Annotated in this window: 26 protein-coding genes and 1 tRNA gene; 20 read left to right on the top strand and 7 right to left on the bottom strand. The window is 37.7% G+C overall.

Annotation, left to right across the window (positions count from 1 at the left end; translation table 11 throughout):
- Positions 1-78: 78 nt before the first annotated feature.
- The 3 genes from SDEL_RS03270 to SDEL_RS03280 all read right to left on the bottom strand — a co-directional run bounded on the left by SDEL_RS03270 (position 79) and on the right by SDEL_RS03280 (position 1,843).
- Complete coding sequence (locus tag SDEL_RS03270; protein ID WP_012856439.1) at positions 79-558, bottom strand: hypothetical protein; 480 nt, start codon at positions 556-558, stop codon at positions 79-81.
- Between the two features lie 21 nt (positions 559-579).
- A tRNA-Ile gene (locus SDEL_RS03275) sits at positions 580-656 on the bottom strand.
- 80 nt (positions 657-736) lie between these two features.
- The gene (locus SDEL_RS03280; protein WP_012856440.1) at positions 737-1,843 is read right to left on the bottom strand and encodes an FtsW/RodA/SpoVE family cell cycle protein; all 1,107 of its coding nucleotides are present in this window, start codon (positions 1,841-1,843) and stop codon (positions 737-739) included.
- A 137-nt stretch (positions 1,844-1,980) separates the two neighbouring features.
- Here SDEL_RS03280 and SDEL_RS03285 point away from each other — a divergent pair, with 137 nt between their 5' ends.
- The 12 genes from SDEL_RS03285 (at position 1,981) to SDEL_RS03340 (ending at position 15,077) form a co-directional block, all read left to right on the top strand.
- Positions 1,981-2,961 carry an RluA family pseudouridine synthase gene (locus SDEL_RS03285; RefSeq protein ID WP_012856441.1) on the top strand — a complete coding sequence of 327 codons (981 nt, stop codon included), beginning with the start codon at positions 1,981-1,983 and terminating at the stop codon, positions 2,959-2,961.
- A complete protein-coding gene (locus SDEL_RS03290; protein WP_223295835.1) occupies positions 2,888-4,147 on the top strand; it encodes a hypothetical protein in 1,260 nt (419 codons plus the stop codon). Before SDEL_RS03285 ends, SDEL_RS03290 begins: the two co-directional genes overlap by 74 nt.
- Positions 4,148-4,156: 9 nt before the next feature.
- The gene (gene trmB / locus SDEL_RS03295; protein ID WP_012856443.1) at positions 4,157-5,335 is read left to right on the top strand and encodes a tRNA (guanosine(46)-N7)-methyltransferase TrmB; all 1,179 of its coding nucleotides are present in this window, start codon (positions 4,157-4,159) and stop codon (positions 5,333-5,335) included.
- Positions 5,319-5,990 (top strand): cell division ATP-binding protein FtsE, encoded by a 672-nt coding sequence (locus tag SDEL_RS03300; protein WP_012856444.1) that lies wholly within the window; start codon positions 5,319-5,321, stop codon positions 5,988-5,990. The genes trmB and SDEL_RS03300 overlap by 17 nt, the downstream gene beginning before the upstream one ends.
- On the top strand, positions 5,977-6,786 hold the full coding sequence (locus SDEL_RS03305) for an FtsX-like permease family protein (protein ID WP_012856445.1): 810 nt from the start codon (positions 5,977-5,979) through the stop codon (positions 6,784-6,786). Before SDEL_RS03300 ends, SDEL_RS03305 begins: the two co-directional genes overlap by 14 nt.
- Positions 6,783-8,009 (top strand): murein hydrolase activator EnvC family protein, encoded by a 1,227-nt coding sequence (locus SDEL_RS03310; RefSeq protein ID WP_012856446.1) that lies wholly within the window; start codon positions 6,783-6,785, stop codon positions 8,007-8,009. Before SDEL_RS03305 ends, SDEL_RS03310 begins: the two co-directional genes overlap by 4 nt.
- 65 nt (positions 8,010-8,074) lie before the next feature.
- On the top strand, positions 8,075-8,794 hold the full coding sequence (gene pyrH, locus SDEL_RS03315; protein WP_012856447.1) for a UMP kinase: 720 nt from the start codon (positions 8,075-8,077) through the stop codon (positions 8,792-8,794).
- Positions 8,795-8,803: 9 nt separating this feature from the next.
- The gene (locus SDEL_RS03320; RefSeq protein ID WP_012856448.1) at positions 8,804-9,019 is read left to right on the top strand and encodes a DNA-directed RNA polymerase subunit omega; all 216 of its coding nucleotides are present in this window, start codon (positions 8,804-8,806) and stop codon (positions 9,017-9,019) included.
- A gap of 10 nt (positions 9,020-9,029) precedes the next feature.
- On the top strand, positions 9,030-11,186 hold the full coding sequence (locus SDEL_RS03325; RefSeq protein WP_012856449.1) for a RelA/SpoT family protein: 2,157 nt from the start codon (positions 9,030-9,032) through the stop codon (positions 11,184-11,186).
- Between the two features lie 30 nt (positions 11,187-11,216).
- Entirely contained in the window at positions 11,217-12,419 is a 1,203-nt protein-coding gene (gene tyrS, locus SDEL_RS03330; protein WP_223295859.1) for a tyrosine--tRNA ligase, read from the top strand.
- Positions 12,419-13,516 (top strand): nitronate monooxygenase, encoded by a 1,098-nt coding sequence (locus SDEL_RS03335; protein ID WP_012856451.1) that lies wholly within the window; start codon positions 12,419-12,421, stop codon positions 13,514-13,516. The genes tyrS and SDEL_RS03335 overlap by 1 nt, the downstream gene beginning before the upstream one ends.
- A complete protein-coding gene (locus SDEL_RS03340; protein ID WP_012856452.1) occupies positions 13,500-15,077 on the top strand; it encodes an N-acetylmuramoyl-L-alanine amidase in 1,578 nt (525 codons plus the stop codon). Before SDEL_RS03335 ends, SDEL_RS03340 begins: the two co-directional genes overlap by 17 nt.
- On the opposite strand, the gene SDEL_RS03345 is transcribed toward SDEL_RS03340, so the two are convergent.
- Genes SDEL_RS03345 through aspS form a run of 3 tightly spaced genes read right to left on the bottom strand, consistent with a single transcriptional unit; the run spans position 15,061 to position 18,131 of the window.
- Complete coding sequence (locus SDEL_RS03345; protein WP_012856453.1) at positions 15,061-15,798, bottom strand: competence/damage-inducible protein A; 738 nt, start codon at positions 15,796-15,798, stop codon at positions 15,061-15,063. The two genes, SDEL_RS03340 and SDEL_RS03345, sit on opposite strands and share 17 nt — an antisense overlap.
- Entirely contained in the window at positions 15,798-16,370 is a 573-nt protein-coding gene (locus SDEL_RS03350; RefSeq protein WP_012856454.1) for an adenylate kinase, read from the bottom strand. Before SDEL_RS03350 ends, SDEL_RS03345 begins: the two co-directional genes overlap by 1 nt.
- A 12-nt stretch (positions 16,371-16,382) precedes the next feature.
- The gene (aspS, locus tag SDEL_RS03355; RefSeq protein WP_012856455.1) at positions 16,383-18,131 is read right to left on the bottom strand and encodes an aspartate--tRNA ligase; all 1,749 of its coding nucleotides are present in this window, start codon (positions 18,129-18,131) and stop codon (positions 16,383-16,385) included.
- Positions 18,132-18,299: 168 nt separating this feature from the next.
- Between aspS and SDEL_RS03360 the strand changes: the two genes are divergently transcribed.
- On the top strand, positions 18,300-18,575 hold the full coding sequence (locus SDEL_RS03360) for a hypothetical protein (RefSeq protein ID WP_012856456.1): 276 nt from the start codon (positions 18,300-18,302) through the stop codon (positions 18,573-18,575).
- A 44-nt stretch (positions 18,576-18,619) separates the two neighbouring features.
- The gene (locus SDEL_RS03365) at positions 18,620-19,138 is read left to right on the top strand and encodes a GGDEF domain-containing protein (protein WP_012856457.1); all 519 of its coding nucleotides are present in this window, start codon (positions 18,620-18,622) and stop codon (positions 19,136-19,138) included.
- A 25-nt stretch (positions 19,139-19,163) separates the two neighbouring features.
- Here the strand turns inward: SDEL_RS03365 and SDEL_RS03370 are convergent, their stop codons facing one another.
- Positions 19,164-19,730 carry a YajG family lipoprotein gene (locus SDEL_RS03370; RefSeq protein ID WP_012856458.1) on the bottom strand — a complete coding sequence of 189 codons (567 nt, stop codon included), beginning with the start codon at positions 19,728-19,730 and terminating at the stop codon, positions 19,164-19,166.
- 98 nt (positions 19,731-19,828) lie between these two features.
- Here SDEL_RS03370 and SDEL_RS03375 point away from each other — a divergent pair, with 98 nt between their 5' ends.
- Genes SDEL_RS03375 through SDEL_RS03400 form a run of 6 tightly spaced genes read left to right on the top strand, consistent with a single transcriptional unit; the run spans position 19,829 to position 26,356 of the window.
- The gene (locus tag SDEL_RS03375; protein WP_012856459.1) at positions 19,829-20,704 is read left to right on the top strand and encodes an NAD(+) kinase; all 876 of its coding nucleotides are present in this window, start codon (positions 19,829-19,831) and stop codon (positions 20,702-20,704) included.
- The gene (locus tag SDEL_RS03380) at positions 20,701-22,242 is read left to right on the top strand and encodes an AAA family ATPase (RefSeq protein WP_012856460.1); all 1,542 of its coding nucleotides are present in this window, start codon (positions 20,701-20,703) and stop codon (positions 22,240-22,242) included. Before SDEL_RS03375 ends, SDEL_RS03380 begins: the two co-directional genes overlap by 4 nt.
- Positions 22,243-22,252: 10 nt before the next feature.
- The gene (locus tag SDEL_RS03385; protein WP_012856461.1) at positions 22,253-23,506 is read left to right on the top strand and encodes a GGDEF domain-containing response regulator; all 1,254 of its coding nucleotides are present in this window, start codon (positions 22,253-22,255) and stop codon (positions 23,504-23,506) included.
- Entirely contained in the window at positions 23,507-24,307 is an 801-nt protein-coding gene (locus SDEL_RS03390; RefSeq protein ID WP_012856462.1) for a TatD family hydrolase, read from the top strand.
- A 26-nt stretch (positions 24,308-24,333) separates the two neighbouring features.
- On the top strand, positions 24,334-25,581 hold the full coding sequence (locus tag SDEL_RS03395; protein ID WP_012856463.1) for a lytic transglycosylase domain-containing protein: 1,248 nt from the start codon (positions 24,334-24,336) through the stop codon (positions 25,579-25,581).
- Positions 25,562-26,356, top strand: coding sequence for a septal ring lytic transglycosylase RlpA family protein (locus tag SDEL_RS03400; RefSeq protein WP_012856464.1), 795 nt, complete (start codon positions 25,562-25,564; stop codon positions 26,354-26,356). The genes SDEL_RS03395 and SDEL_RS03400 overlap by 20 nt, the downstream gene beginning before the upstream one ends.

Genomic DNA, 26,356 nt, shown 5'->3' on the forward strand with positions numbered 1-26,356 from the left:
CACATTCTCTTAAAAAAGAGATTCAGGGTTTATAGAAGAAGAAAATGAGGAAAAATCAAGGGCAAAGCAGCCTAAAAATTATTTTTGGCTGCTTGCATCGGTGTATTGTTTCATACTTTCCATATACTCATCACGCAATGCATTGATATACGCATTGGCACGTTTGGTATCGGTCATGGTAATGAGGGCTTCATCCCCAAATTTATCGCTGACTTTGGTAAGTTCATAAGCATATTTACTTTTTTCATTGACTTTTGAAAGGGCTTTTAAAAAGGCTTCATCGAGCTCTTTATTTTTCAATTTATCGTTTTGATAAAGATAGACGGCAACCTTATAAACTTCATCTTTATGATTACTATAAACTTCTACAAAATCAACCGCATTGTCTAATAATTTTACATTGAAAAAATTTTGATCTTTCGTGACACAGGAAAACTCTGTGCATTTAAAACCATTCTCCTCCAAATAGATACGATCTTTACCAATGAGGGTATCTAAAAAACCAGCGAAAAGTGTTACGTGGGAAAGGACTGCTAAAACCAAAAAGGCTTTTTTCATTGTTATACCTTTAGAAGAAGGTGGTGGGTCCTGAGTGGCTCGAACACTCGACCACCCCGTTATGAGCGGGGTGCTCTAACCAACTGAGCTAAGGACCCATTTTAAAGAGTGGAATTTTACTCTTTAAAAGGTTAAAAGAAGATAAAAACAAGAAGCAAAAAAGGCGCAGTATAGGGGCTTAAAGAGAATATTTGATAGAACGATAGGTTGGATCAAAACGAAATGCCAATAAATTCTCCAAAATGCCAAAAAGTGCAAAAAAAGTAATAAAACTACTCCCTCCATAACTGTAAAAAGGAAGAGGAACACCTACTACGGGTGCGAGTCCAATCGTCATAGAGATATTAACTCCCATATAGAAAAAAATCATCAGTGAAATGCCACTGGTGATGACCTGTGTAAAATAGTCCTCTTTGAGTTTATACGTGAGGGTAATGAGATGGGTGATTAAAAGGGCATAGCAGGTAATTAGTCCTAAAGCTCCCCAAAAACCAAGTCTTTCTACGGTATAAGCAAAAATAAAATCGCTTGTCGCAATCGGCAAAAATTTGTAATGTGTTTGTGTTGCTTCATCGCGGTCTTTCCCTGTTAGTCCGCCTGAACCAATCGCAATAATAGACTGTCTAACATGATAACTAGGCGTTTCTGAGAGAAAATCCGAAATACGTTTTTTTTGATAGTCATGCAAGTTATTGTAAAGGAGTGGACTGCTAATACCAATGAGAATCACTAAGGTAACCCATATTTTTTTATTGACGCCAATAACAAAAAGAATACCATACCCTAGAAGAAGCAAAATAAGAGCAGTACCCAAATCAGGCTCTTTTGCAATCAAAATAAAGGGTAAAAGAATGTAAAAACTGAGTTTAAAAAAAGGTTTCCATCCATATCCTGTTTCATCAGGCGGGTTTTGTTTAATGAGGTAGGCAAGCATTAAAATAAACGCAGGTTTAAAAATTTCAGAGGGTTGAATCGTAAAATGCACAAAAGGAATTTCTAGCCACCGTTTTGCACCCAGTTTTGAAATACCAAAGATGTCAACGCTAATAAGCAGTGCAATCGTTACCCAGTAAAAGAAGGGGATAACCCACTCAATTTTTTTAAGCGGGAGGATAAAGAAAAAAGCAAAGGCGCACAATCCTACGCTGTAATAAATAATTTGTTTATTTGCTAACATTTCATTGGCTTCAGAAATGAGGTAATACGAGAGGGCAATAATAGGAAAAACGAGTATAGGAATTAAAAAATCAAAATGTGTTAAGATTCGCCTATCAATTTGAAACACGATACTCCCTTAAAATATTGTTCCATGTGCTCTTTTTGTGTATATGGTATCATTGAATGACAGATGTAAGAAGTGTGGTTCTTCGTGGCACGTAAAAAAGAAGAAGTATAGCAAAAAAAGAGAAGAAAGTAGGTTAGATGGAGTTTACATGTAAAGAGGCAAAACGCTTAGATGTCGCTATGAGCGAAATCCTTGCTTTGCCTCGCAATCAAGTCGAAAAGCTGATTAAGAAAAGTGGTGTCTATGTCGATGATGTTTTAACCCATAAATGCAGTTTAAAGCTTCAAGAATCCAGTGTGGTACGTTACGATTTTATTGAAGCAGAAGCTTCGAAAAGTGCGTATGAAATTGATTTTGATGTACCTGTTCTATACGAAGATGAAGATATTTTGGTGATTAATAAGCCTCCTTTTTTAACAGTTCATGGCGCACCAAGTGTGAAAGAGCCCACACTGGTGGATTGGTTGCAGCATCGAGGTATTTCTCTCTCTACGATTAGTGGGGAAGAGCGTCATGGCATTGTGCATCGCATTGATAAGGAGACAAGTGGGGCATTGGTCATTGCCAAAAACAATGAAGCCCATGTCAAACTTGCCTCTCAGTTAGAAGATAAAAGTATGGGACGTTACTATCTTGCTATCATTGACCTGCCTTTGAAAGAAAATGTTGTCGTCGATTTGCCTATTGGTCGCAATCCTAATCATCGTTTAAAGATGGCAGTTCAGAGGGAAGGAAGAAGTGCAAAAAGTGCTTTTTGTAAATGTTCCCTCTCTCATGATGGGAAAAAAGAGCTGATTGCTGCGAAGTTATTTACAGGGCGAACACACCAAATTAGGGTTCATTTAAGCGCACTTTCTCGGCATATTTTAGGGGATAGTTTATACGGCTTTAAGAGCCATAATGGTACAATCCCCCGCGTTATGTTACATGCTTACATTTTGTATCTCAAACATCCACGTAGTCAAGAGATGTTATATATACATGCCCCTTTGTGGGATGATTTTGATGACTATTTAACACACCATTTCAATAAGGAAAACATTCATGAAACGATCGTTATGGATAGGATTATTAATGGCTTTAGGCCTTATGATCAGTGGGTGCACAAAAACACTTGACACACCCAAAGAGCCTGTGGTAGATGCGTCACTTCCTGTGGTTGAAAACCTTAAGACATTAGCCAGTGGCACAGATATTGGATTTGAGTGGACACCGATTTATTCAAATCAAATTGAAGGATACTACCTCTATCGCATAGAAGGGGGACGTATGAAAAAAGTGGCAACGATTAAAGACAAGTATGTTTCACATTATGTTGATACCAAACTTAATCCCAATACCACTTATAGTTATCAAATGAGCGCTTACTCTTCAAGCAAACACGAATCTGCGCCGAGTATGAGGGTAAGTGCGACAACATCAACTCCTGCGGTAAAAGCACCTACACTTGGTGGGATAGAGCCTGTTTCATTTATTACGGCCATTACAGGCTTACCTGCTCGTGCTAAAATTATTTGGAGACCGCATTCACATCCTAATGTGGAATCTTACATTATCGAACGCAATGAGTATAAATCAACGTCATGGGATGAAGTGGGAACGGTAGAAGGACGTTTAAGTGCTGAATTTATTGATAAAGAATTGCAAAACGACTATGTGTATCGTTACCGTGTGATTGTGAAAACATCTGATGGAAAGCGCTCTGCGCCAAGCCAAGTTGTTGAAGCGCACACCAAACCAGCCCCTAAAAGTCTTGTCGGTGTGAAAGCAACGTCTGATTTGCCGAAAAAAATTCTTTTATCATGGGAAGCTGCAACGGATGCTGATTTTTCATACTATAAAATTTACCGTTCACCAACATCGGGGCTTTTTTACAGTTTTTATGGCAAGACACACAGCACGCAATTTGAAGATTTGATTAATGACAATGGCAAGATGTACTACTACAAAATTGTTGCAGTCGATCGTGATGGCTTAGAATCTCCTCAACCTGCAAATCCTGTTGTGGGCATGACACGACCTGTCTTAAATGCTCCACTGGTACACTCCGCTAAACACGATGGTCGTTCCATTTTCCTAACATGGAATGGAGATGAAAATGCGATTAAATATAGCATTACCAAAGAGTTTAAAAGTGCTGGAGAGACAAAGCAACAAAACTTTACAGGTATTTTCGAAACGAATTTTCAAGATAGCGATACTCAAGTGGGCGTAAGCTATAAATACAATATTATCGCTATTGACAAATTTGGAATGGCTTCTAAGCCTTCTGATAGTGTCATGATAACGATACCAAAGGAATAACAGCTATTTATGCCAAATTTTCATAGCAATCATCTCAAAACACTTACGTATCCTTGCCATGCTGGAGAAACAACTTTTTTATGGGAAGCACACTCTCATCGAGGAAATAAATTGGTGATGGCTTCTTCTAAAGGGGAGCCATTACTGATTCGTATCCAGTCAAAAAAAGAGGGCGGTTTTCTCATCAAAGGGGATAAGGTCACTCGTCCTACACAAGCCTCTTTTTTACAAAAGGTATTGATGGATTTTAGGGATGTGAGTGAAGCGAATGTGACATATTCAAATATTGAGCCTAAAAAGTTTTTACATGTAAAGACATCTCCTTATTTAAAAGAGATTGATTTTTTTGCCCATGATTTTAAGGTAGAGCGTGAAATTTGGGTTGAGATTGGGTTTGGAAGTGGACGACATCTGCTGCACCAAGCCAAAAAAAATCCGCATATTCAATTCATTGGCTTAGAGATTCACAAGCCCTCGATTGAGCAAGTTTTAAAACAGTGTGAATTACAGGGCATTGAGAATATTTTAGTGGTGGATTATGATGCAAGGCTTTTTATGGAGTTTCTTCCCTCCAATGTCGTTGGACGTATTTTTGTTCATTTCCCTGTTCCGTGGGATAAAAAACCACATCGAAGAGTCTTCTCTGCGGCATTTATCGAAGAGGCGCTTCGGGTTTTACATGTAAACGGAACTTTGGAGCTTCGAACCGACAGTGCGCTCTATTTTGAGTTTTCTTTCATGCAAATGATGCACCTCTCTCAAGCAGAAGTTCATGTCAAAAAAAATGCAGCGTTAGAGATTACCAGTAAGTATGAAGATCGTTGGTTAAAAATGGAAAAAGATATTTATGATGTCATTTTGACCAATGAAAGAGAATCTGAAGCTATTGATAAAATGGGAACGCTCTTTTTTGATGAAAAAGTGGACTTCTCAAAAATTCGTAAACAGTTTAAAGAGGAACTTTTACGAGGAGATGGTTTTTTTGTTCACTTTGAAGAGTTGTTTGAAAGTAATGATGAACGGGGTTTGATTCGTATCTCCTTTGGTGCAAATGAACGCAATGAAAAGTGTTATTTGTTGATTGAACAAGGTAAAGTTTCGTATCTTCCTGATGCTATTTTGGCAACCAAAAGCAATCAATTAGCACACAGTTTAATGAAAGAGTGGTTTCATGGAATATGTCATTAAAGCCAATAATTTAAATTTGAGTTATGGGCGAGATGAGCCTATTATCACTGATGCAAGTCTGCAAATTAAAGCGCAAGAGTTTGTGTTTATTACAGGCAAAAGTGGTAGCGGCAAATCAACCATTATCAAATCGCTTTATGGAGAACTTTTTCCCAATATGGGAGACTTAAATGTGTGCGGTGTAGATTTTAAAAACATTACAGGCTCGAAGCTTAATATTTTAAGACGCTATTTGGGTGTTGTTTTTCAAGATTATAAGCTGATTGATGAGTGGACAGTTGAACAAAACGTGATGTTGCCTTTGATTATTGGAGGGTTTTCAAAAAGTGTTTGTGTCAAACAAGCCCATAAGTTATTAAAACATGTCAAACTACTGCATAAAATCAATAAATATCCCTATGAACTCAGTGGTGGTGAACAACAACGTGTTGCTATGGCACGAGCACTAGCACACAATCCTATTCTCATTTTAGCGGATGAGCCCACGGGTAATTTAGATAGTTATTCTAGCGAAGTGATTTGGAATTTATTAAAAGGGGCGAAAGAGCATTTAGGCACAACCGTTTTGGTGGTCACCCACAATATTCCCTCAACGCTTGGAATTGATTATAAACACTATTTTTTAGAAGGTGGCATATTGCATGAAGTCAATTAACAGTCATTTTTCTATTATGATTTCTGTTTTTATTTTGCTTTTTTCCTTTCAATTTACACGTGTTGTCAATACAATCGTGAATGATTACGCTGTGAAAATTATTGATGATTATGCGATTGTATTGGTTTCTTCATCCGAGTTAACAGAGGAGACACTTAAAAAAGAGATTCCTGAAATACACTCTTTAAGTGAAATTAGCAGTAAAAAAATCTTAGATCGTCTCAAAAATGATATGTCTTCAAAAAATTTAACACTGCTACAAGTGGCTCTTCCAAAATTTTATTCTTTAAAACTAGAGACACTCCCCAATCAAAAACGCCTTGAATCAATCAAACAAAAATTAGCTTCTATAACAAGCATTACGCGCATTGAAACCTTTGCAAAAACACATGAAAAAGTCTTTAAAATGTTTTTGCTTTTACAGTCGATGGTGTATGTTTTTGCTTTTTTTATCGGCTTTGTTGCGATTTTGTTGATTTTTAAACAGATTCGTATTTGGACGTATGAACACAATCGTAGAATGTCGATTATGACTCTTTTTGGGGCATCTTTTTTTATGAAAAGTGCGATGTTGTATCGTATGACATTGGTTGATTCTTTCTTGAGTGCGATAGCTGTTTGTCTGGTTTATATGATTGCTCCAAAATTGGCGATAGTGCAAAATTTTGCCAACGAGTTAGATATTCGTTTACCTGAATTTAATTTTTTAGTCGAGGGTGGAACACTCATAGGTGTCTCTTTACTCTTCTCTTTTCTTGCTGTGACGATGGTTGCTCGTAGGATTGGACGTGTATGAAACAATGGTTTTGGTTCTTTCTTATGAGTCTGCTCACTCTTGATGTATACGCAAATACGAGTAAAAAAATCAGTGAAAATGCAAAGACATTAGAATCAAAAATTGAAACAGAAAAAAAGATTCATGGAAAATTACAAGATATTGCTGATGATATTTTAGAAGAAGAAAAAAATATTGAGAAAATCAAAGAGAAAATTGAACATTTAAGCCAAAATATCAATGATTCTCAGGAGAGTGTACAACGAAAACAAGAGTATCTTGAACGCATGGTCAAAGATACACAACTTCTTTCCTTAAAAAAGAAAGATTTAGAGCATAAGTTGATTAAAATTATTGCTGAAGATTTCTCCTTTTATCTTATCTCTGATAGTAATTATATGGATAATGAAGATGGCGTTTTGGTCGATGAAGTGTTGCAAAAAATGGATGTGATTATGCGCAAGGAAATTGGGCAATTAAGCACTAATTATAAGCAAATCAATGACCAAATCACATCTCAAAGCAGTGAAATTAAAACGCTTTATACCGAAATTCAAAGTGCAAAAAATAAAAAAGATGAGTTACTGAGCTTAGAAAAAAAACGTGAGAGTTCTATTGCTCAATTAAATGCTAAAAAAGTAAATTATAAAAAACAGTTAGATGATATTGCAAAAGAGCGGGATGAAATTAGGGCGACACTGGAAAAGCTTAAAATTATAAAAGCCCAAGAGGAGACACAACGCTTAGCTGCTGAAAACGCTAAAAAGCAAAAAATACAAGAAAAAAGTGTTTCCACAGACAAATCAGATATTCGACAAATTGGTTCTTCGTATCAAAATAGCCATGTTAAAAAATATGTGGGTGAAAAAACCATTGCTCCTTTGGAAAGTTATCGAGTGAAACGTCGTTTTGGTGATTATGTTGATCCTATTTATAAAATCAAAATTTTTAATGAATCCATTGTGCTGAGTTCAAAAACATCAGATGCTGTTGTTAAAAGTGTTTTAAATGGAAAAGTTATTTTTGCTAAAGATACAGCATCTATGCAAAAAGTGATTATTATTGAACATGGAGATGAAATTCATACGATTTATGCGCATCTCTCAAAGATTGCTCCTACTATTCAGGTGGGGCAGAAAATTAAAAAAGGGTATGTGATTGGACGTGTTGACAATGATTTGACATTTGAAGTGACACAGAAGAATTTTCACATCGACCCTTTAGAACTCATTGGTGCAAAGTAAGTTTTTAGGTCTTTTTAGATAGAATAGAATTGTTTTCTATGCCTAAAAAGAAAGGTTTATATACAATGCAAAAGAGAAAAAGGGTTTTAGTTAAGTTCTCCGGAGAAGCACTCTCTGGGAATAATGGATTTGGTATTGATACTTCCATTTTAAAATTTATCGCTGATGAAATTAAGTCACTTGTTACTCATGGAATTGAAGTAGGAATTGTTATTGGTGGTGGTAATATCATTCGTGGCGTGAGTGCGGCAAAAGATGGTATTATTAAACGTACCAGTGGTGATTATATGGGCATGTTAGCAACGGTCATCAATAGCGTTGCGATGCAAGAAGCCTTAGAACACGTAGGCATGGAAGTGCGTGTGCAAAGCGCGATTAAGATGGAAGCGATTTGTGAAACATTTATTGTAAGACGTGCACAGCGCCATTTTGAGAAAGAGCGTATTGTTATTTTTGCAGCAGGTACAGGTAATCCTTTCTTTACAACGGATACCGCAGCAACACTTCGTGCTATTGAAATTGGTGCGGATATGATTATTAAAGCTACGAAAGTAGATGGTGTTTACGATAAAGATCCTAATAAGTTTTTAGATGCTCAAAAATTATCAGAGCTCACCTATGAAAGAGCCATGGATGATAGCATTAAAGTAATGGATGATACCTCTATTGCACTCGCAAAAGATAATAATTTGCCTATTGTCGTGTGCAATATGTTTGAAAAAGGGAATTTACTTAAAATTATTGAGGGTAATTTAGAAAATTGCTCTATTGTTAAAAATAAATAAGGGAAAAACATGCAAAGAACAGAAGAAATTACAGCAAAAGCGTTAGAATTGGTTGGACAGGATCGTTATAAATTAGTGATGATGGTTTCTAAAAGAGCTGATCAACTTTCAAACGGTGCTGAACCATTGATTAAAGCGGATAAAAACAAACAAAAATTTACCGACATTGCACTTTTGGAAATTGCAGAAGGTAAAATTAGATTAGATTCTATTACTGATTGTTAAGTCAATTCTCTTGGAAGAGTTAATTGAGATTGTAAAAGAGTGCAAAAGCTCTGATAGTGCGGTTGAACTCTTATACAAATATATTAAACCAACGCCTAATGTTGAAAAAGCAGTTGCGTTTACGATTGCGAAACATCAAGGACAGTATCGTAAGAGCGGTGAAGCCTATGTTGTTCACCCCTTGTTGGTATGTGTCTTTGTCGCTTACTTAGGCGGTGATGAATCGATGATTGTTGCAGGCTTACTTCATGATGTGGTCGAAGATACTTCTTGTTCGGCAGAAGAGATTAGAGCACTTTTTGGTGAAGAAGTGGGGCATCTTGTTGATGGATTAACTAAGATTGTTGAAATTCGAGATATTGAACTGATTCCCTCTTATTCCAATGATAAATTAGTGGCTTCTGCATTAACCTTTCGTAAAATGTTAATTGCTTCTATTCGTGATGTCCGCGTTTTAGTCGTAAAGTTATGCGATCGCTTGCACAATATGTTAACCCTATCTGCATTAGATGCCATTAAACAAAAACGTATTGCAGAAGAGACGTTAGTTGTTTATGCACCCATTGCACATCGTTTAGGTATCTCTTCTATTAAAAATCTTTTAGAAGACTTAAGCTTTGCCTATGTGATGCCTAACGAATATGGCAAGATTGATACCTACATCAAAGAACATGGTCAACAGCTTCAACTTCGCTTGAATCATTTTATCTCTAAAATTAAAAATCATATGATTAAAGAGGGATTTATTGAGAGTGATTTTACGATTCAAAAGCGTGTTAAACACTACTATTCTATCTATTTGAAGATGCAACGTAAAGGAGTCAGTATCGAAGAGGTACTGGATCTCTTAGCGATTCGTATTATTGTGAGAACACCCATTGATTGTTATCGTGCTTTAGGAATTGTGCATCAACATTTTAGACCACTCATTTCTCGTTTTAAAGACTATATCGCTATTCCTAAAGAGAATGGCTATCAGACGATTCATACAACGGTATTTGATGATAAATCGATTATTGAATCTCAAATTAGAACCTATGATATGAATAAAACAGCTGAATATGGTGTTGCAGCACACTGGAAATATAAATCAGGTGGGCTCAATCCAAAGTTGGATTGGCTCAATGATTTAAATACCCAAAATGAAGAGATTGATAATATTGAAGATTTTTATGCGATTGCAAAAGATAACCTTTACAGTGAAGATATCGCAGTTTTTTCTCCCAAAGGGGATATTTTTACACTTCCTCGTGGAGCGACTGTTTTAGATTTTGCGTATGAAGTGCATACGGAAGTGGGAATGTATGCGGATGAAGCGTTTGTCAACAAACAAAAAGTTCCACTTTTAACAGAGCTTAAAAATGGTGATATCGTACGCATTGTAACTTCAAAAGAGCCAAAATATCGATGCACATGGGTTAATAGCGTTAAAACAGGTAAGGCAAAAACAACGATTCAAGCGCACTGCCGCCAGAAAATTAAAGAGATTAACCACAAAGTGGCATTAAAAATTTTATCTTATACTTTTAGTGTCAATCAAAGTAAAATTGAGTCATGGGTCGAGCAAGAACATGCGATGAAAAAGATTTTTAAGGTTGCAACGGATTCTATCTATTTGCAAGATGTGGCCAATACATTAAAATTGTATGCGCTTCAAGATACACTTCTTTTTCCTTTATTGAAAAAAGATCGCTATCGCATTAAAAAACAAAAATTTGAAAATATTGTTATTTATTCGAATCATAATATTTCAAATGTCTATTTTGACTACTGTTGTCATCCAAAACGAGGCGATGATATTGTTGGTTTTAAAAAAGGAAACGATGTTTTTGTCCATCATAAATTGTGTGAACGTGCGACTTCCTTGATGGAAGCGGATGAGCCAATGGTTTTTGTAAAATGGACGAGAGAAGCACCTGAACGTTATAAACTTATTGTAAGTTTGGATAACAAAAAAGGCTCTTTAGCCTCATTTTTAGCTTATTTGGCTAAAATGCAGATTAATCTTGTGACGATTGAACTTGGAAAATCTGAAGAAGAGGGGCATGCGGATTACTTTGAAATGATTCTTGAATTACCTGATAAAAATATCAGTGCTGTACGAGAAAATCTTAAAGGGAAATACCGTGTGATTGAACTTGTTTCAGTCAATGATGCGTATAAATAATTGTAGAAGGAAATGGACGTACCCATGGAGATGAAGATTCAAAATGCGTTAAATGAGATTAAACGTGGTATCAGCGAAATAATTGATGAAGAGCGCATTGTTACATTAATTAAAAAATATTTTGAAAAAGGTGAGACATTTTTAGTCAAGGCTGGTTTTGATCCCACTGCTCCTGATTTACATTTAGGACATACTGTCTTACTTCAAAAAATGGCATTACTCCAAAAATATGGTGCTATTGTACAGTTTTTGATTGGTGATTTTACAGGAATGATTGGCGATCCCACAGGTAAAAATGAGACACGTAAAAAATTAACACGTGAGGTTGTTTTAGCAAACGCTGAAACTTATAAAGAGCAAGTGTTTAAAATTTTAGACCCAGCAAAGACGGTTGTTATGTTTAACTCTGAGTGGTTAGGGAGTATGAGTGCAAGCAGTCTGATTGAGCTTACTACAACGTTTAACGTAGCTCGTATGTTAGAGCGTGAAGATTTTGAAAAACGATACAAATCTCAAATGCCTATTTCTATTAGTGAGTTTTTGTACCCTCTTTTACAAGGATACGACAGTGTGGCGATGAAATGTGACATTGAAATGGGTGGAACGGATCAGAAGTTCAATCTGTTAATGGGACGTCATTTGCAACGTGTTTATGGTATTGGTAAAGAGCAAGCGGTTATGATGATGCCTTTACTTGAAGGTTTGGATGGCGTCAATAAGATGAGCAAATCATTAGGCAATTACATTGGCGTGACAGAAGCACCTGCGGATATGTTTGGAAAGATGCTTAGTATTTCTGATGTTCTCATGTGGCGTTACTATGAGCTTTTAAGTAGCAAAAGTTTAGAAGAGATTGCTCGTTTAAAACACGATGTTGAAGAGGGGGAAATTCATCCAAAACATGCTAAAGAGATGATTGCGATGGAGATAGTAACGCGTTATCATGGAGCAGATGAAGCTTTAAAAGCACAAGAAACATTTAATCGTGTCCATGCTCAAAATGAGATACCACACGATATTGAACTCTTTACATGTAAAGAGCCTATTTGGATTGCAAAAGCGTTGGTGGATTGTGGTTTGGAAGAATCCACATCACAAGCACGAAGGGATATTAAACAAGGCGGCGTAAAACTCAATCAGATTAAAGTTGAGGATGAACAGTTACAACTTGAGTGTGGCGAGTATGTTCTTCAAGTTGGCAAGCGGAAGTTTGCTAAATTAAAGGTGCAATGATGTCTTTACAACCACTTCACATTGGAAAACATACCATTCAATACCCTATTGTACAAGGGGGTATGGGACTTGGAATTAGTTGGGATAAACTAGCAGGGACTGTAAGCTTAGAGGGTGGGTTAGGTGTTATTAGCTCTGTTGGAACAGGCTATTATGAACAACGCCAGTACAGCAAAAAAAATATCAATACCCGCCCTTTTGAAACAGAAAATTTTTATTCTAAAACAGCACTAACGGCGATCGTTAAGAATGCTCGTAAAATTTGTGGCTCAAACCCATTGGCGATGAATATTTTATATGCCATCAATGATTATGAAAGAGTGATTAAAGATTCCTGTGAAGCAGGTGTTGATATTATCATTACGGGAGCTGGTTTACCAACCAATATGCCAGAATTTACAGCTGATTATCCTGATGTGGCACTGGTTCCTATTGTCTCTTCTGCAAAAGCGTTAAAAATTATTTGTAAGCGCTGGACACAACGATATAACCGTTTGCCTGATGCGATTGTGGTCGAAGGACCTTTAAGTGGAGGACATCAAGGTTTTACGTATGAGCAATGTTCTCAAGAAGAGTATCAATTAGAAAATCTCATTGGACCTATTCGTGATGAAGTGAAGGTGTGGGGTGATTTTCCTTTAATTGCTGCTGGAGGCGTTTGGAATCATGATGATATTATGAAAATGATTGCATTAGGAGCCAATGGTGTACAAATGGGAACACGCTTTATTGGAACCCATGAGTGTGATGCAGACCAGAATTTTAAAGAAGTTCTATTAAAAGCGAAGAAAGAAGATATTCAGCTTTTTAAATCACCTGTGGGCTATCCTGCTCGAGGTGTCAAAACCAATTTAATTGAAATGGTTGAAAAAAGGGAAGGTCCTCCTATTCGATGTATTAGTAACTGTGTGAGTCCGTGTCATAGAGGACAAGAGGCTAAAGCTGTTGGCTATTGTATTGCGGATCGTTTAAGCGATGCGTATATGGGAAAAGTAGAGACAGGTCTTTTCTTTACTGGTGCGAATGGTTATAGACTCAATGAAATTATTAGTGTGAAAGAGCTTATGCAAAAGTTGGTCTATGGGGAAGCGCATTAAAGTATTTTTCCTTTTAATGGTGACATGTATGGCGCTTTTTGGGGCGCCAAATTACATGCAACAATTAGAACAGTACGACGCACAACTAAAAGGCGCAACGCATGATGAAGTCTTGCGTATTTTTCATGGATTGAAATCTGTTTATATTCAGTCCATTGTCAAAGGCGACGATAGCCTTAAAAAAGAGACACTAGAGCGTTTGATTGCAACGTCTAAACAACTGAAATTTGATAGTTCAAAGTATGAATCAGAACTTGCAACGATGTCGAAAGAAAGTTCATCTTCTGCGTCTAAAACACAGGCTGTATCGTCTACAGTTCGCAAAGAAAACATGAATCAGCCTTCAGAAGCCTCTGCTTTTTCTCCAACAAAAAAGGTACAAGAGAGTACGAGAGCTTTTCTCTCCAATCAAACGACAACGACACTGCCCAAAAGTTTTAAGGGAAAAAATGTTTTACAAAGTGTTGAAACCACAGAAGATGAAGTTATATTACATTTTGGCTCGTCTGTTGTAGAAAAGAGTGTGAAAGTCTTTATTCTTAAAAGTGCACAGAGTTATAAAAAGGTCATTGATATTCCAGCGGTGATTTTAAATGCTCCTTTGGCGATTAAAACGCCTCAAAAACTAAATTCTTTACGCATTAGTCAATATAACAATGACCTGATTCGAGTTGTTATAGATGCGCCACGTTCTTTGGATACGTATGTGAGTGCATTGGATGGAAAAGTTATTCTCTCTTTAGATAAAAAGCCTCAGTTAACACAGCCTAGCAAAAAAGAATCCTCCCCTGAGCCGATGAGAGATGTTGAAAAAAAAGTTCCGTTGGTTGCTTCAAAGGTACCATCGTCTGATCTTCCTACCCCTACATCAAGTCCAAATCGTCATAAGACCATTGTGATTGATGCAGGGCATGGTGGAAAAGATGCGGGGGCTATTGGTTATAAGAAAAATATGGAAAAGCATTTGGTTTTAGAGATGGCTTTACAATTAGGGAAAGAGCTGAAAAGTCGTGGATATAAAGTTTTTTATACTCGACAAAAAGATGTGTTTATTAATCTTAGAGATAGAACAAAAGTGGCAAACGATAAAAATGCGGATTTATTTATTTCATTGCATGCAAACGCTGCTCCCACAGAAGCGAAAAAACTCTCTATGAAAGGCTTAGAGACTTTTTTTCTCTCTCCTGATCGTTCAGAACGTTCTAAAAACGTTGCGGCTTTAGAAAACCAGTCAGATATGGAAGAGATGGATTATTACTCTAAGGAGACTTTTTTAAATGTCTTTAATCGTGAAAAAATTATTCTCTCCAATAAAGCGGCTATTGATGTACAATCGAGCATGCTCAAACAGGTAAAAAAGCGTTACGCTGTTGAAGATGGGGGTGTCAGAGAAGCACCGTTTTGGGTACTTGTAGGGGCAACGATGCCCTCTGTATTAATTGAAATAGGGTATATTACTAATCCAGAAGAATCTATGAATATGCATAACCCCTCGTATCAAAAATTGATTGTTGAGGGCATTAGCGATGGACTGGATCGATATTTTACAAACAATCCTTAATCGTTTTACCCATTTTTAAAACTTCTGAGCGAAAGAATGATGCCCAGTGACGCACCAACGCTTCATTAGAATGTGCAAGATAAATTTCAACGATGCGCTTCTCCTCAATAAAACGAGGAAGAGAGGAAAAAGTGAGCTCTTTGGGTAGTGCTTCCATAATTTCAATCAAATCATTTTCAGGAGCTTCGACAATGAATGTCTCACTGAAAAGAGGTGCTTGAGAGGGAAAGTGTTGATTGAGAGCTTCTTGTACCATTGGCCATGCCATGGAAGGAAAGCCTGGGGTGAAGAAAAAACGATTAAAAAGAGAAAAGCCTGGTACGTTATTGACGATGTTGTGGAGTAAATCAGCTTGAGGTGGTAGCATCGCCATACTGATACGATGAGGGTAGGCTTCTTCCCCAAATTGCTGTTCAATCAGCTCTTTTGCTTTTACATGTAACGTTAATTTTTCTCCCGTAAAGACTTCACTTGCAATCATTCGTGTTAAATCATCAGGCGTTGCGCCGATACCACCAAAAGAAAACATGACACTTTTGGGGTCTTGTAAAATCATGTTAAAACAGTTTTGAATCAAAAAAGGTTTATCTTCAATCACAAAATTTCCTACATGTAAAAGACCACGATTGCGTAATTCTTGATTGATAAAAGCGAAGTGTTTATCTACTCTGCGACCATTAAGGAGTTCAGACCCAATAATCACAGAGTAGAAGTGGTGCATTAGATATGGCTTTTTACAAAGGCTTCCATCTCAAAGACAATCTCTTCGATGGTGCGTTCGCCATTGATTTTATGAAGGAGATTTTTTGCTCCGTAAAAGGCTTGAATACCAGCTAAAGGCTCTGTATAGACTTTCATACGGTTGTTGAAAACTTGAACGTTATCATCTGCTCCACGTGCACGACCTAAAACACGGTCACACGCTACTTGTTCACTCACTTCAACTTCAATAACAGAAACGAGTTTAACAGTTGTTTCATTCGCAAGAATAGCATCTAATGCTTTCATTTGCTCGTCTGAACGAGGAAAACCATCAATGAGAATAATATCTTTAGGACTGTTTTTAATAGCACCTACAATGGTGTTGATTACAATGTCCAAAGGTACAAGATTACCAGCACTGACATAAGAATCAATCGTTTTGCCTAGCTCACTGCCACTTGCGACTTCGTCACGAAGTAATTCGCCTGTTGAATAGTGTGCGATGGTTTCGCTGTTCTTTTCAGCAATCAAACTCGCATCGGTTGTTTTGCCACTGCCTGGTGCACCAATAATTAAAAACAGTTTTTTCATATAGTTTCTCCCTTATTTTGATTTTTCTCGAAGTCTAATACCTAAATCTCGAAGCTGGTCACTCTCCACTTCACTCGGTGCTCGTGTGAGTAGACATTGTGCTTTTTGGGTTTTTGGGAAGGCGATAACATCACGAATACTCTCACTTTTGGTAATAAGCATCATCATCCTATCCAAACCAATTGCCAAACCACCATGTGGAGGAGCGCCGTATTTTAAAGCATCCAGTAAGAATTCAAATTTTTCATGCGCCTCTTCATCATCAATGCCTAAAAGTTTGAATACTTTTTGTTGAATCTCTTTTTTGTGAATTCTAATACTTCCGCCACCCAGTTCCACACCGTTTAAGACGATATCATAGGCAATGGATTCCATCTCATCAATCGGGGTATTGTCGATATCTTTTGGCATGGTAAATGGATGGTGAAGCGCTTTTACTTTACCATTTTCAACTTCAAACATCTCAAAATCAACCACCCAAACAAACTCAAACACATCTTTAGGAATGATGTTCATTTGCTCCGCTAAAAAGATACGAAAGCGTCCCATATAATCTAAAACAACCTTCTTTTCACCTGCACCAAAGAAGATAGCATCGCCTACATGTAAATCTGCTGCATCCACAATTTTTTGCAAATCAGACTCTTCAAAGAATTTGGTTAAAGGACCTTTTAGCCCATCTTCTTTCATTTGAAAATAGCCTAAGCCTTGTGCGCCAAATTTGCGAACATATTCTTCAAAACTTTGCATTTGGCGTTTTGAGAAGATGTTATCGCCATTAGGAACTTTGAGTGCTTTAATGCGGTTTTTCTTTGTATCTTTGGCAATGTTGCTGAAAATCTCATTTTTACAGTTTGCAAAAATATCGATGACGTCAATCATGCTAAGGTCATAACGAAGGTCTGGTTTGTCTGAGCCGTATTTTTCCATCGCTTCTTTAAAACGAATACGATTAAAGGGGATGCTAATTTCATAACCGCAGGCTTTAAAGACATCACGTAAAAGATTTTCGGTTACTTTCATGACATCTTCTTGGTTACAAAAGCTCATCTCAATATCAATTTGGGTAAATTCAGGTTGACGATCCGCTCGTAAGTCTTCATCACGAAAACATTTTGCTACTTGAAAGTAGCGATCAAAACCCGCACACATTAAAAGTTGTTTGAAAAGCTGAGGGGATTGAGGAAGGGCGTAAAATTCTCCATTGTGAACACGGCTTGGTACGAGATAATCCCGTGCACCCTCAGGCGTGGATTTGGTCAAAATAGGCGTTTCAACTTCTAAAAAGCCTTGGGCATCCAAAGAGTTTCTCACCGCAACCGTAGCTTTGCTTCTCAGTTTAAAGATTTCATAGGCTTTGGCATTACGAAGGTCTAAATAACGATATTTAAGACGAACATCCTCTCCAACATTGTTATCTCCAATCACAAAAGGAACCGTTTCACTGGCATTTTCAACAATCAGTTCATCGACCACAATTTCGATTTTGCCTGTTTTAAGGCGTGGATTTTCTAATCCTTCACCTCTGGCTCTCACACGGCCTTTTGCTTTAAGCACAAATTCATCTCTGATAGATGAAGCAATTTCATGCGCTTTTGTGCTATCTTCTGGGTCACACACCAGTTGTACAAGCCCTGACTTGTCACGAAGGTCAATAAAAATGACACCACCGTGATCTCTATGACTATTTGCCCAACCACACACTTCTACAATCTCGCCAATGTTGGCGACATCTAAATCTGTACAATAATGACTTCTCAATGTTGATTCCTAAATAAAGGGCGAAAATTTCATCCCTTTTGGTTGTCGTTTTTAAAGGACAGAGTATAGCTAAAAGTAGCTTTTCTTTACTTTATTTAGACTATCTTGTTATCTTTTGTGGTACAATCATTCCTAAATCGCTAAAAAATATCTCTATTTTGGGGGAACATGTATCCTTTTCTTTCTATCTTCGAACTTTTGTTATTGGGCATAGGTGCTCTTTTTTTGGTTCTTTCGCTGACGCCTATTAAGCAACTTATTGAAGAGTTTCCTGCTGGAAAATTAAAAGAAAAATGGCATTTGTTGCGCTTGCTTGTTTTCCTTTTTATTGGGGGATATCTTCTTTTTGGAATACTTCTTTTACGCTTTCGTCCTTCGCTTGAACTCCTCTCTTTAGTTCCTGTTACTATTTTGTTTTTAGGGGGTATTTTGTCTTTTTTGTAGGGCAATTAGCGTTTAAAACCACAAACGATGTGAAGGATTTGGCGGTGTTAAAGCAAGAGAGCATCACCGATGGATTAACAGGGCTTCGTAATAGACGCTATTTTGATCAGCGTATCAGTGAAGAAGTCGCCCTTTCTAGGCGGTATAAACTCCCCTTAACCTTGATGCTTGTGGATGTGGATCATTTTAAAAAAATCAACGATACTTACGGGCATACGGTGGGTGATGAAGTGCTTAAAAAACTTTCACAGATTATTTTAAGTGTGGTAAGAGACAGCGATATTGTGGCACGTTATGGTGGTGAAGAGATTGTGATTATTACGCCTAATACCACGAAAGAAGATGCGGGTATTTTAGCCGAGCGCTTACGTGAGAAGGTAGAGCAAACCAAAGTAGCGACGATTGCGACCACGCAAGAAGTGGTTCAAGTGACAATTAGTATTGGGGTGTGTGCGCTAAGTGCTGTGATTACAGATCAAGAAGCCTTGTTAGAAGAGAGTGATCAAGCACTTTATTTAGCCAAAAAATATGGTAGAAATAGGGTGGTAATCAGTAATTGGTAAAGAGGAGAGAACTCCTCTTTTAAGGTTACATACGAATAAGACGTGTGACGATTTGGTCAATGCTATCCGCAAAAAGAGCGTATAAAAAGGGTTCTAAATCTTTAGAATTAAAAGAAGGTGCCATCCATTTGCTTCCTTTTTGGCGGAAGTTTTGGGTAATCATCTCATCACCTTTACGTACAATTACCTCTATTTCAATTTCGCCTTTGAGATTGGCATCAAAGTTTTTGTCATTGTAAACGAGTTCAATATCTTTAATCGCTACTTCGACAACAAACGTTGCTTCGCTTTTGGTGGCGTCGGTATTAAATCCTGCGAGATTCAAGGCATAGCCTAGCCCTTCTGTGTACTTTTCTGCAAAATTTTCATTGCTCAAAAAGTGAATGGTATCGCCACCTTTTTGATCAATGTAGCCAATCACATTCTTCTTTACCCGTAAATCTTTCACACTACGCAGATAGATGGTTTTGTGATCTCGTGCAAGAGGACCTTTGTATTCTGATTTGTAAGACGCGAGGGTCAATGGTTCATTTTTATACGCACATCCGCTAAAAAGTAGCAGGGAAAGAGCGATAAAAAAGAGGCGTTTCATGATGGTTTCTCCTTGGATTTTGAACTCTTGGAAAGTTCGTATTGAGGGCGAATTATAGCATAATCGTTGATTAATAAAAGACACGCTAGAATGAAATCATGAAAATAACTCATCATACTCATCCTTTAACGACTATTAAAACTGTAGGACTTGTTTGCAAGCCTAATGATACTTCCTTACTTGCGTATGTCTGCGAGATTCAAAGCGCCTTAAAACGCCATGGTGTGCAGATGCTCATAGAGGAGAAGAGTGCGCATATGTTAGCAATGGACGGTGTCTCTTTTGAGCATATGTGCCTTCAAAGTGATTTGCTTATCTCTTTAGGTGGCGATGGAACATTGATTTCGCTCTGCCGTAGAAGCTTTGCGTATCACAAACCTGTTTTGGGTATTCATGCGGGGCAGTTAGGATTTTTAACGGATATTCAGACCGATGAAATGAGTCATTTTATTGAGGGACTGTTTAACGGGAATTATCGTATTGATACACGCATGATGCTGGAAATTTCTTTACATGTAAAAGGTAAAATTGAGAAAATTGTTGCTTTTAATGACATTGTTCTCTCCCGCTCTAAAATTTCCCATATGAGTACGATTAAAGCGTATGTCGATGGAAAGTTATTTAACTCTTATTATGGTGATGGGTTGATTGTCTCAACACCGACAGGCTCAACCGCTTACAATCTCTCCGCCGGAGGTCCTGTGGTCTATCCTTTGACGGAAGCTTTAATTTTAACACCGATTTGCCCTCATTCACTCTCTCAAAGACCGCTGGTGTTACCTGTTGATTTTGAAATTGCGTTTGAGAGTGATGGTGATACGGTGATTGTGGTGGATGGTCAAGATACGTATCAGATGAATGAGATTGAGCGAGTGTGTGTGCGTAGTGCTAAACAAGGCGCACAGTTAATTCATAGTTTAGATCGAGATTATTTTGATATTTTGAAAAAGAAATTGCATTGGGGGCATCTGTGATAGAGCGATTGTTGATTAAAAACCATCTTTCGTTTGAGGCGTGCGACATTGAATTTACAAAGGGTTTGGTAGTTTTTACGGGACCTAGTGGTGCTGGAAAATCAGTCTTACTGAATGGCTTACTCTCTTTATTTGGGTATGGAGATGTGCAAGCAGATATGATTGAAGCGAGTGTCGATAAAGCTCTTAATCTTGAGGCGTTTGGTATTGAAGAGGCGAATCCTAATATTTTTAAAGCTTTAAAAGCAAAAAACGCGCGTTATTTTATCAATGCGCAAGCGGTTTCTAAAAAAGGGATGATGGATATCTCCAAAGGGTGTGTGAATTATCTCTCCATTAAAGATAACAGTGAGTTTGAAAACAGCCGTCTTTTAAAGCTTTTAGATGGGGTTAGTGTGAGAGAAGAGCCTTTACATGTAAAGAATGTGGAAGCGTTTGAAGCCCTATATCTCTCCTATAAAACGCTCAAAGAAGAATTAGAAACGATTGAGGCAGAAGAGAAGAAAGTGGAAGACTTAAAAGAGTTTGCTCGCTTTGAAATCGCTAAAATTGATGAGGTTGCTCCTAAAATTGGAGAGGATGAAGAGCTTTTAAGTTTTAAAAAATCACTTTCAAAAAAAGAAAAAATTGAACAAGCAATGCATAAAGCAGGTGAGATTTTTAGTTTAGAAAGCAGCGTCAATGATGTTTTAAGTCTCATTGAAGCGGATAGCGCTTTTTTTGATGCGTGTATGAATGAACTTCGTCTTTTATTTGAGAAACAACATGAAACCCTCGAAGCATTAGAAGAAATTGATGTGGAGTCTTTGTTAGATCGTATTGAAAAGATTGCACAGTTAAAAAAGCGTTATGGGTCGATTGAAGAAGCCTTAGCGCATAAGCAAAAACGTTTAGAAGAGCTTGAACGCTATGAAAATATTGGGTTTGAAAAGGCGCATTTAGCGAAAAAAGTTGCGAGTTTAGAGTTAGAAATTCATGAAAAAGCTGCGACGATAACAGCGTCTCGAGTAGCGGCATTGCCACGGATGGAAACCTCATTAAATGGCTATTTGGCGCAACTTTACATGCCTGCGTTACGTCTTCGTTTGGAGCAGGGGGGTTTGTGTGAAAATGGATGGGATGTTTTACATGTAAACTTAGGCACTGTGGATTTGAAAAGAATCAGCTCAGGAGAGTACAATCGTGTACGTCTTGCTTTTTTAGCGACACACAATGAATTTTTACTTTCAGATGGAGGCGTGTTAATTTTAGATGAGATTGATGCGAATTTGAGTGGTAAAGAATCCATGAGTGTTGCTAATGTGCTCAAAACACTCTCTAAAAAGTATCAAATCTTTGCGATTTCGCATCAGCCTCAGCTCTCTTCCCGAGCGGACCAGCACTTTTTTGTGACCAAAGATACTTTACATGTAAGCCGTGTTTATGCGCTTAAAGATGAGGAACGCATTAACGAGTTGGCGCGAATGGTCAGCGGTGAGAGTGTGAGTGAAGAAGCAATCCTTTTTGCCAAATCACTTCTTGAAAATGAGATGAAATAAAAGGCTAATGATGGCACGTGAAAAAATTTTAATGGTTGAAGACAATAAGGCGCTTTCAAAGTTAATTATCAAAAAAATGGAGTCTAGTCTTGAATTTGAGATAGACGCAGCATACAGTTATGCTGAAGCTAAAGCGCTTCTTGAAAAAAAGAGTGATTATTTCTTAGCACTTTTGGATTTAAATCTTCCCGATGCTCCTGATGGGGAAGTCGTGGACATGGTTCTCTCACACAAGGTTCCCTCCATTATTCTTACCGGTTCTATGGATAAAGAAGTGCGGGAAGCTATTTTGAAAAAAGATGTGATTGATTATGTCTATAAGGGCAATATTGATGATGTCAATTATATTTTTACATTGATTGAGCGGTTGCATAAAAATCGTTCCATTAAAGTGATGGTGGTTGATGACTCTATGGCAACACGTTCGCAAATTAGAGCTTTATTGCAGCACCAAATGTTTCATGTTATGGTGGCTGCACACGGAGAGGAAGCGCTTATCTTTTTAGAAAACAATCCGGATATTAAACTGATTTTGACTGATTTTCAAATGCCTGTTATGAATGGGGTCGAACTCACAAAAGAGGTGCGTAAACGTTACAGCAAAAACGAACTCTCCATTATTGCGATGACAGGAACCAATACCGAGTTGATTTCAGCTAAGTTTTTGAAAATTGGGGCAAATGATTTTATCAATAAGCCCTTTACACGAGAAGAGATTGCTTGTCGCATTAATAACTCGTTAGATGCACTGGAATATATCGCAAAAATCAAAGATATGGCGCAAAATGACTTTTTAAGTGGTCTTGCAAACCGTCGTTACTTTTTTGATGCCATGCAAGAGTATTTTAAAGAAGCAAGAAAGCAAAAAGAGTCATTTGCGTTAGGGTTGATTGATGTGGATAAATTCAAACAAATCAACGATACGTTAGGTCATCGTGTGGGAGACCAAGTGATTGTTGCGTTGGCAAAAACACTCAAAGAACAACTGACACATGACCATTTTATCGCACGTATTGGTGGGGATGAATTTTGTTTGGTTTTAAAAGATATTGAACAGAAAAAGGCTTTAGAATTTTTCATTAAGCTTCAATGTGCCGTAGCAAAAATTGAGATTCCCGTGAGTGCAGAAGAAAAGGTTGGGGTGAGTGTTTCGATTGGGGTGACATTTAATGATTTAGAAAGTGTGGAAGAGATGATTAACCAAGCGGATAAAGCCTTATACAAAGCGAAGAAAAATGGTAGAAACCGTGTGGAGGTTGCGTAGATGATTATTGATACGCATTGCCATTTGGATGATGAGCGTTATGTTGATGATGTAGATGTGGTGATTCAAAGAGCGTATGATGCTGGGGTGAGAGGGATTATTATTCCTGGGGCGGACAGTAAGGATTTAGAGAGAGCACAAGCCTTAGCCCACCGCTATGAACATGTTTTTTTTGCCGCGGGGGTACATCCGTATCATCACCACGAATACGATGAAGAGCGTTTAAAGTATTTTTTAGAAGATGAGAAGTGCATTGCGGTGGGTGAGTGTGGATTGGATTATTTTCGTTTGCCTGAGGATGAGGGAGAAAAAAAAGCAGAAAAAGAGGCGCAAAAAGCTGTATTTGTAAAACAAATCAAACTCGCCAAAGCGGTTAAAAAACCTTTAATTGTCCATATTCGAGATGCTAATGAAGATAGTAAACGTCTTTTAGTGGAGGAAAAAGCATCTGAAGTAGGTGGTGTTTTACACTGTTACAATGCTTCCAAACATCTTTTAGATTTAGCCAATGAGGGGTTTTACTTTGGAATTGGAGGTGTTTTAACCTTTAAAAATGCAAAACAGTTGGTTGAGGTTTTGCCTATGATTCCTCGTGATAAATTACTCCTTGAAACAGATGCCCCCTACCTTACGCCTATGCCTCATCGGGGCGAACGCAACCTTCCTGAGTACACGTTATTGGTCGCTAGGAAGATGGCAGAGCTTTTACATGTAAATGTAACAGAACTTCACACTATAACCACTCAAAATGCTCAAAAACTCTTTAAAGCTTTAGAAAAGATAAAGTTAGGTACAATCTAAGCTAAATATAATAGTAAAGGAGAGGCATGTTTAAGGTTATTTTAACCCTTTTTTTTCTTTTTCAGAGTCTCCACGCCTTCTTAAATACCGATAATAACTACGAAAAACAACTCATTGCGCTTAAAAATTTTGACCTTCCAAATACGTTTTTGAAAGATCCTATTTTCATCTCTATGAAAGAGGATGTGGAAGTCTATAAGACAAAGCATTTTTTAAAAACATTGGAAAATGGTGAGAAGTTTGTTCCAATTTTACAAAAAATGATGCAAGACGCCAGTGTCCCTGCTGAATTTTTATACCTAGCCATGACCGAATCTAGTTTTAATCCTTACTCTTCCTCCCCTGCGAATGCCTCAGGCATTTGGCAATTTATCCCTGCAACGGCAAAACGCTATGGTTTAGTAGAAAATGCGTACGTTGATGATCGTCGTGATCCTATTAAATCAACGCAAGCGGCCATTTCGTATTTGAAACGTTTACATACCATGTTTGGCAAATGGTATCTCGCGGCATTAGCCTATAACTGCGGAGAAGGAACTGTTTCTAAAGCGATTGCACAAGCAGGAACGGATGATATTAGCGTTTTATTAGATGAGACAAAGAAGTATTTGCCCAAAGAGAGTCGTTTGTATATTCGAAAAATTTTAATGATGAGTGTGATTTCGAACAGTACAGGATTTATGCTCGATAATGGCTCTGAGTATTTACTCAATCGTGCGAATAATGCTACCTTTGTAAAAGTAGAAGTGAAGAGTGGGACTGCACTTAAGGATGTTTCTGAGAGTATTGGGGTGAGTGTCAAAGAGCTTAAAGCCTATAATCCGCATTTAAAGTATTTATTTACCGCACCCATGGGAAATAAAACCTATTTGTATCTTCCTCAAGATCGTCAAATTGCATTTAGCCAGAATTTTGATCAAACCAAAGAGCCTGAAAAGTATGCGATTTATACAACAAAAAAGGGTGATGCATTGCATAAACTTGCCCAGCATTATGGTATGAGTGTTAAAGCTTTAATGGATTTAAATGCACTGAAAAGTGCAGCGTTAAAACCTAAAATGGCATTGGTTGTGCCTTATGGCAAAGCTCCAATACCCACGACAAATACCTCCTCTTCAAAGTCACAAAAACAGGTTCATATCATTCGTACAGGTGATACACTGCAACTTGTAGCAAAAAAATATGATATTTCTGTGGCTTCATTGCTTCAAGCCAATCAAAAACGTAATGCATTGGTTAAAGTAGGAGAGCGCCTTGTTATTCCAAAAAATTAGTGCCTATGGATGTTGCTCTCTTCTTTGTTTGTTTTTTTTAGTGGGATGTGCTTCGAAGTCATCCTATTCGCCTAGTTATCGTTCAGGTGCCACGATGGCACCGGATGGCTCTGGAAAAATTATTGATACCCCTAATATGCATCGAGCAACCATGCGCCCTTATACCATTGATGGTAAAACATATACTCCAACGATGGTGAGTGTAGGGGATTATTTTAGTGGTGTGGCGAGTTGGTATGGAAAAGATTTTCATGGCAAAAAGACCTCCAATGGAGAAGTCTACAATATGTACGATATGACAGCTGCACACAAAACACTCCCTATGAATACCATGCTTAAAGTTACCAATTTAAAGAACAGTAAAAGTGTTGTAGTTCGTGTCAATGATAGAGGTCCTTTTGTGGGAACACGGGTCATTGATTTGTCATACACAGCGGCGACACGTTTAGAATTAGTTGCGCATGGTACAGGACCTGTTGGTTTGGAAGTGATTGGATTTGCGGGTGTTGTTGCTCCTGCGGGTGCGCCAAAACAAAGTGTGGTCGAGACCGATTATTTGATTCAAATTGGAGCATTTAGAAATAAAGCGGGCGCTACACGTTTTGCTCAAAGCAATATGAATATTAATAACCGCTACAATGCGATTGTAAAAGAGGGAACGTTTGAAAACGAACCGATTTATCGTGTATGGCTTAAAGGGTTTGCGAGTGAAGCAGAAGCTTCTGATTTTATAGCAAAAGGACTCTTTAAAGGCTCATTTATCGTAAGGGAATAA

Source organism: Sulfurospirillum deleyianum DSM 6946, assembly GCF_000024885.1.
Classification (GTDB): Bacteria; Campylobacterota; Campylobacteria; order Campylobacterales; family Sulfurospirillaceae; genus Sulfurospirillum; species Sulfurospirillum deleyianum.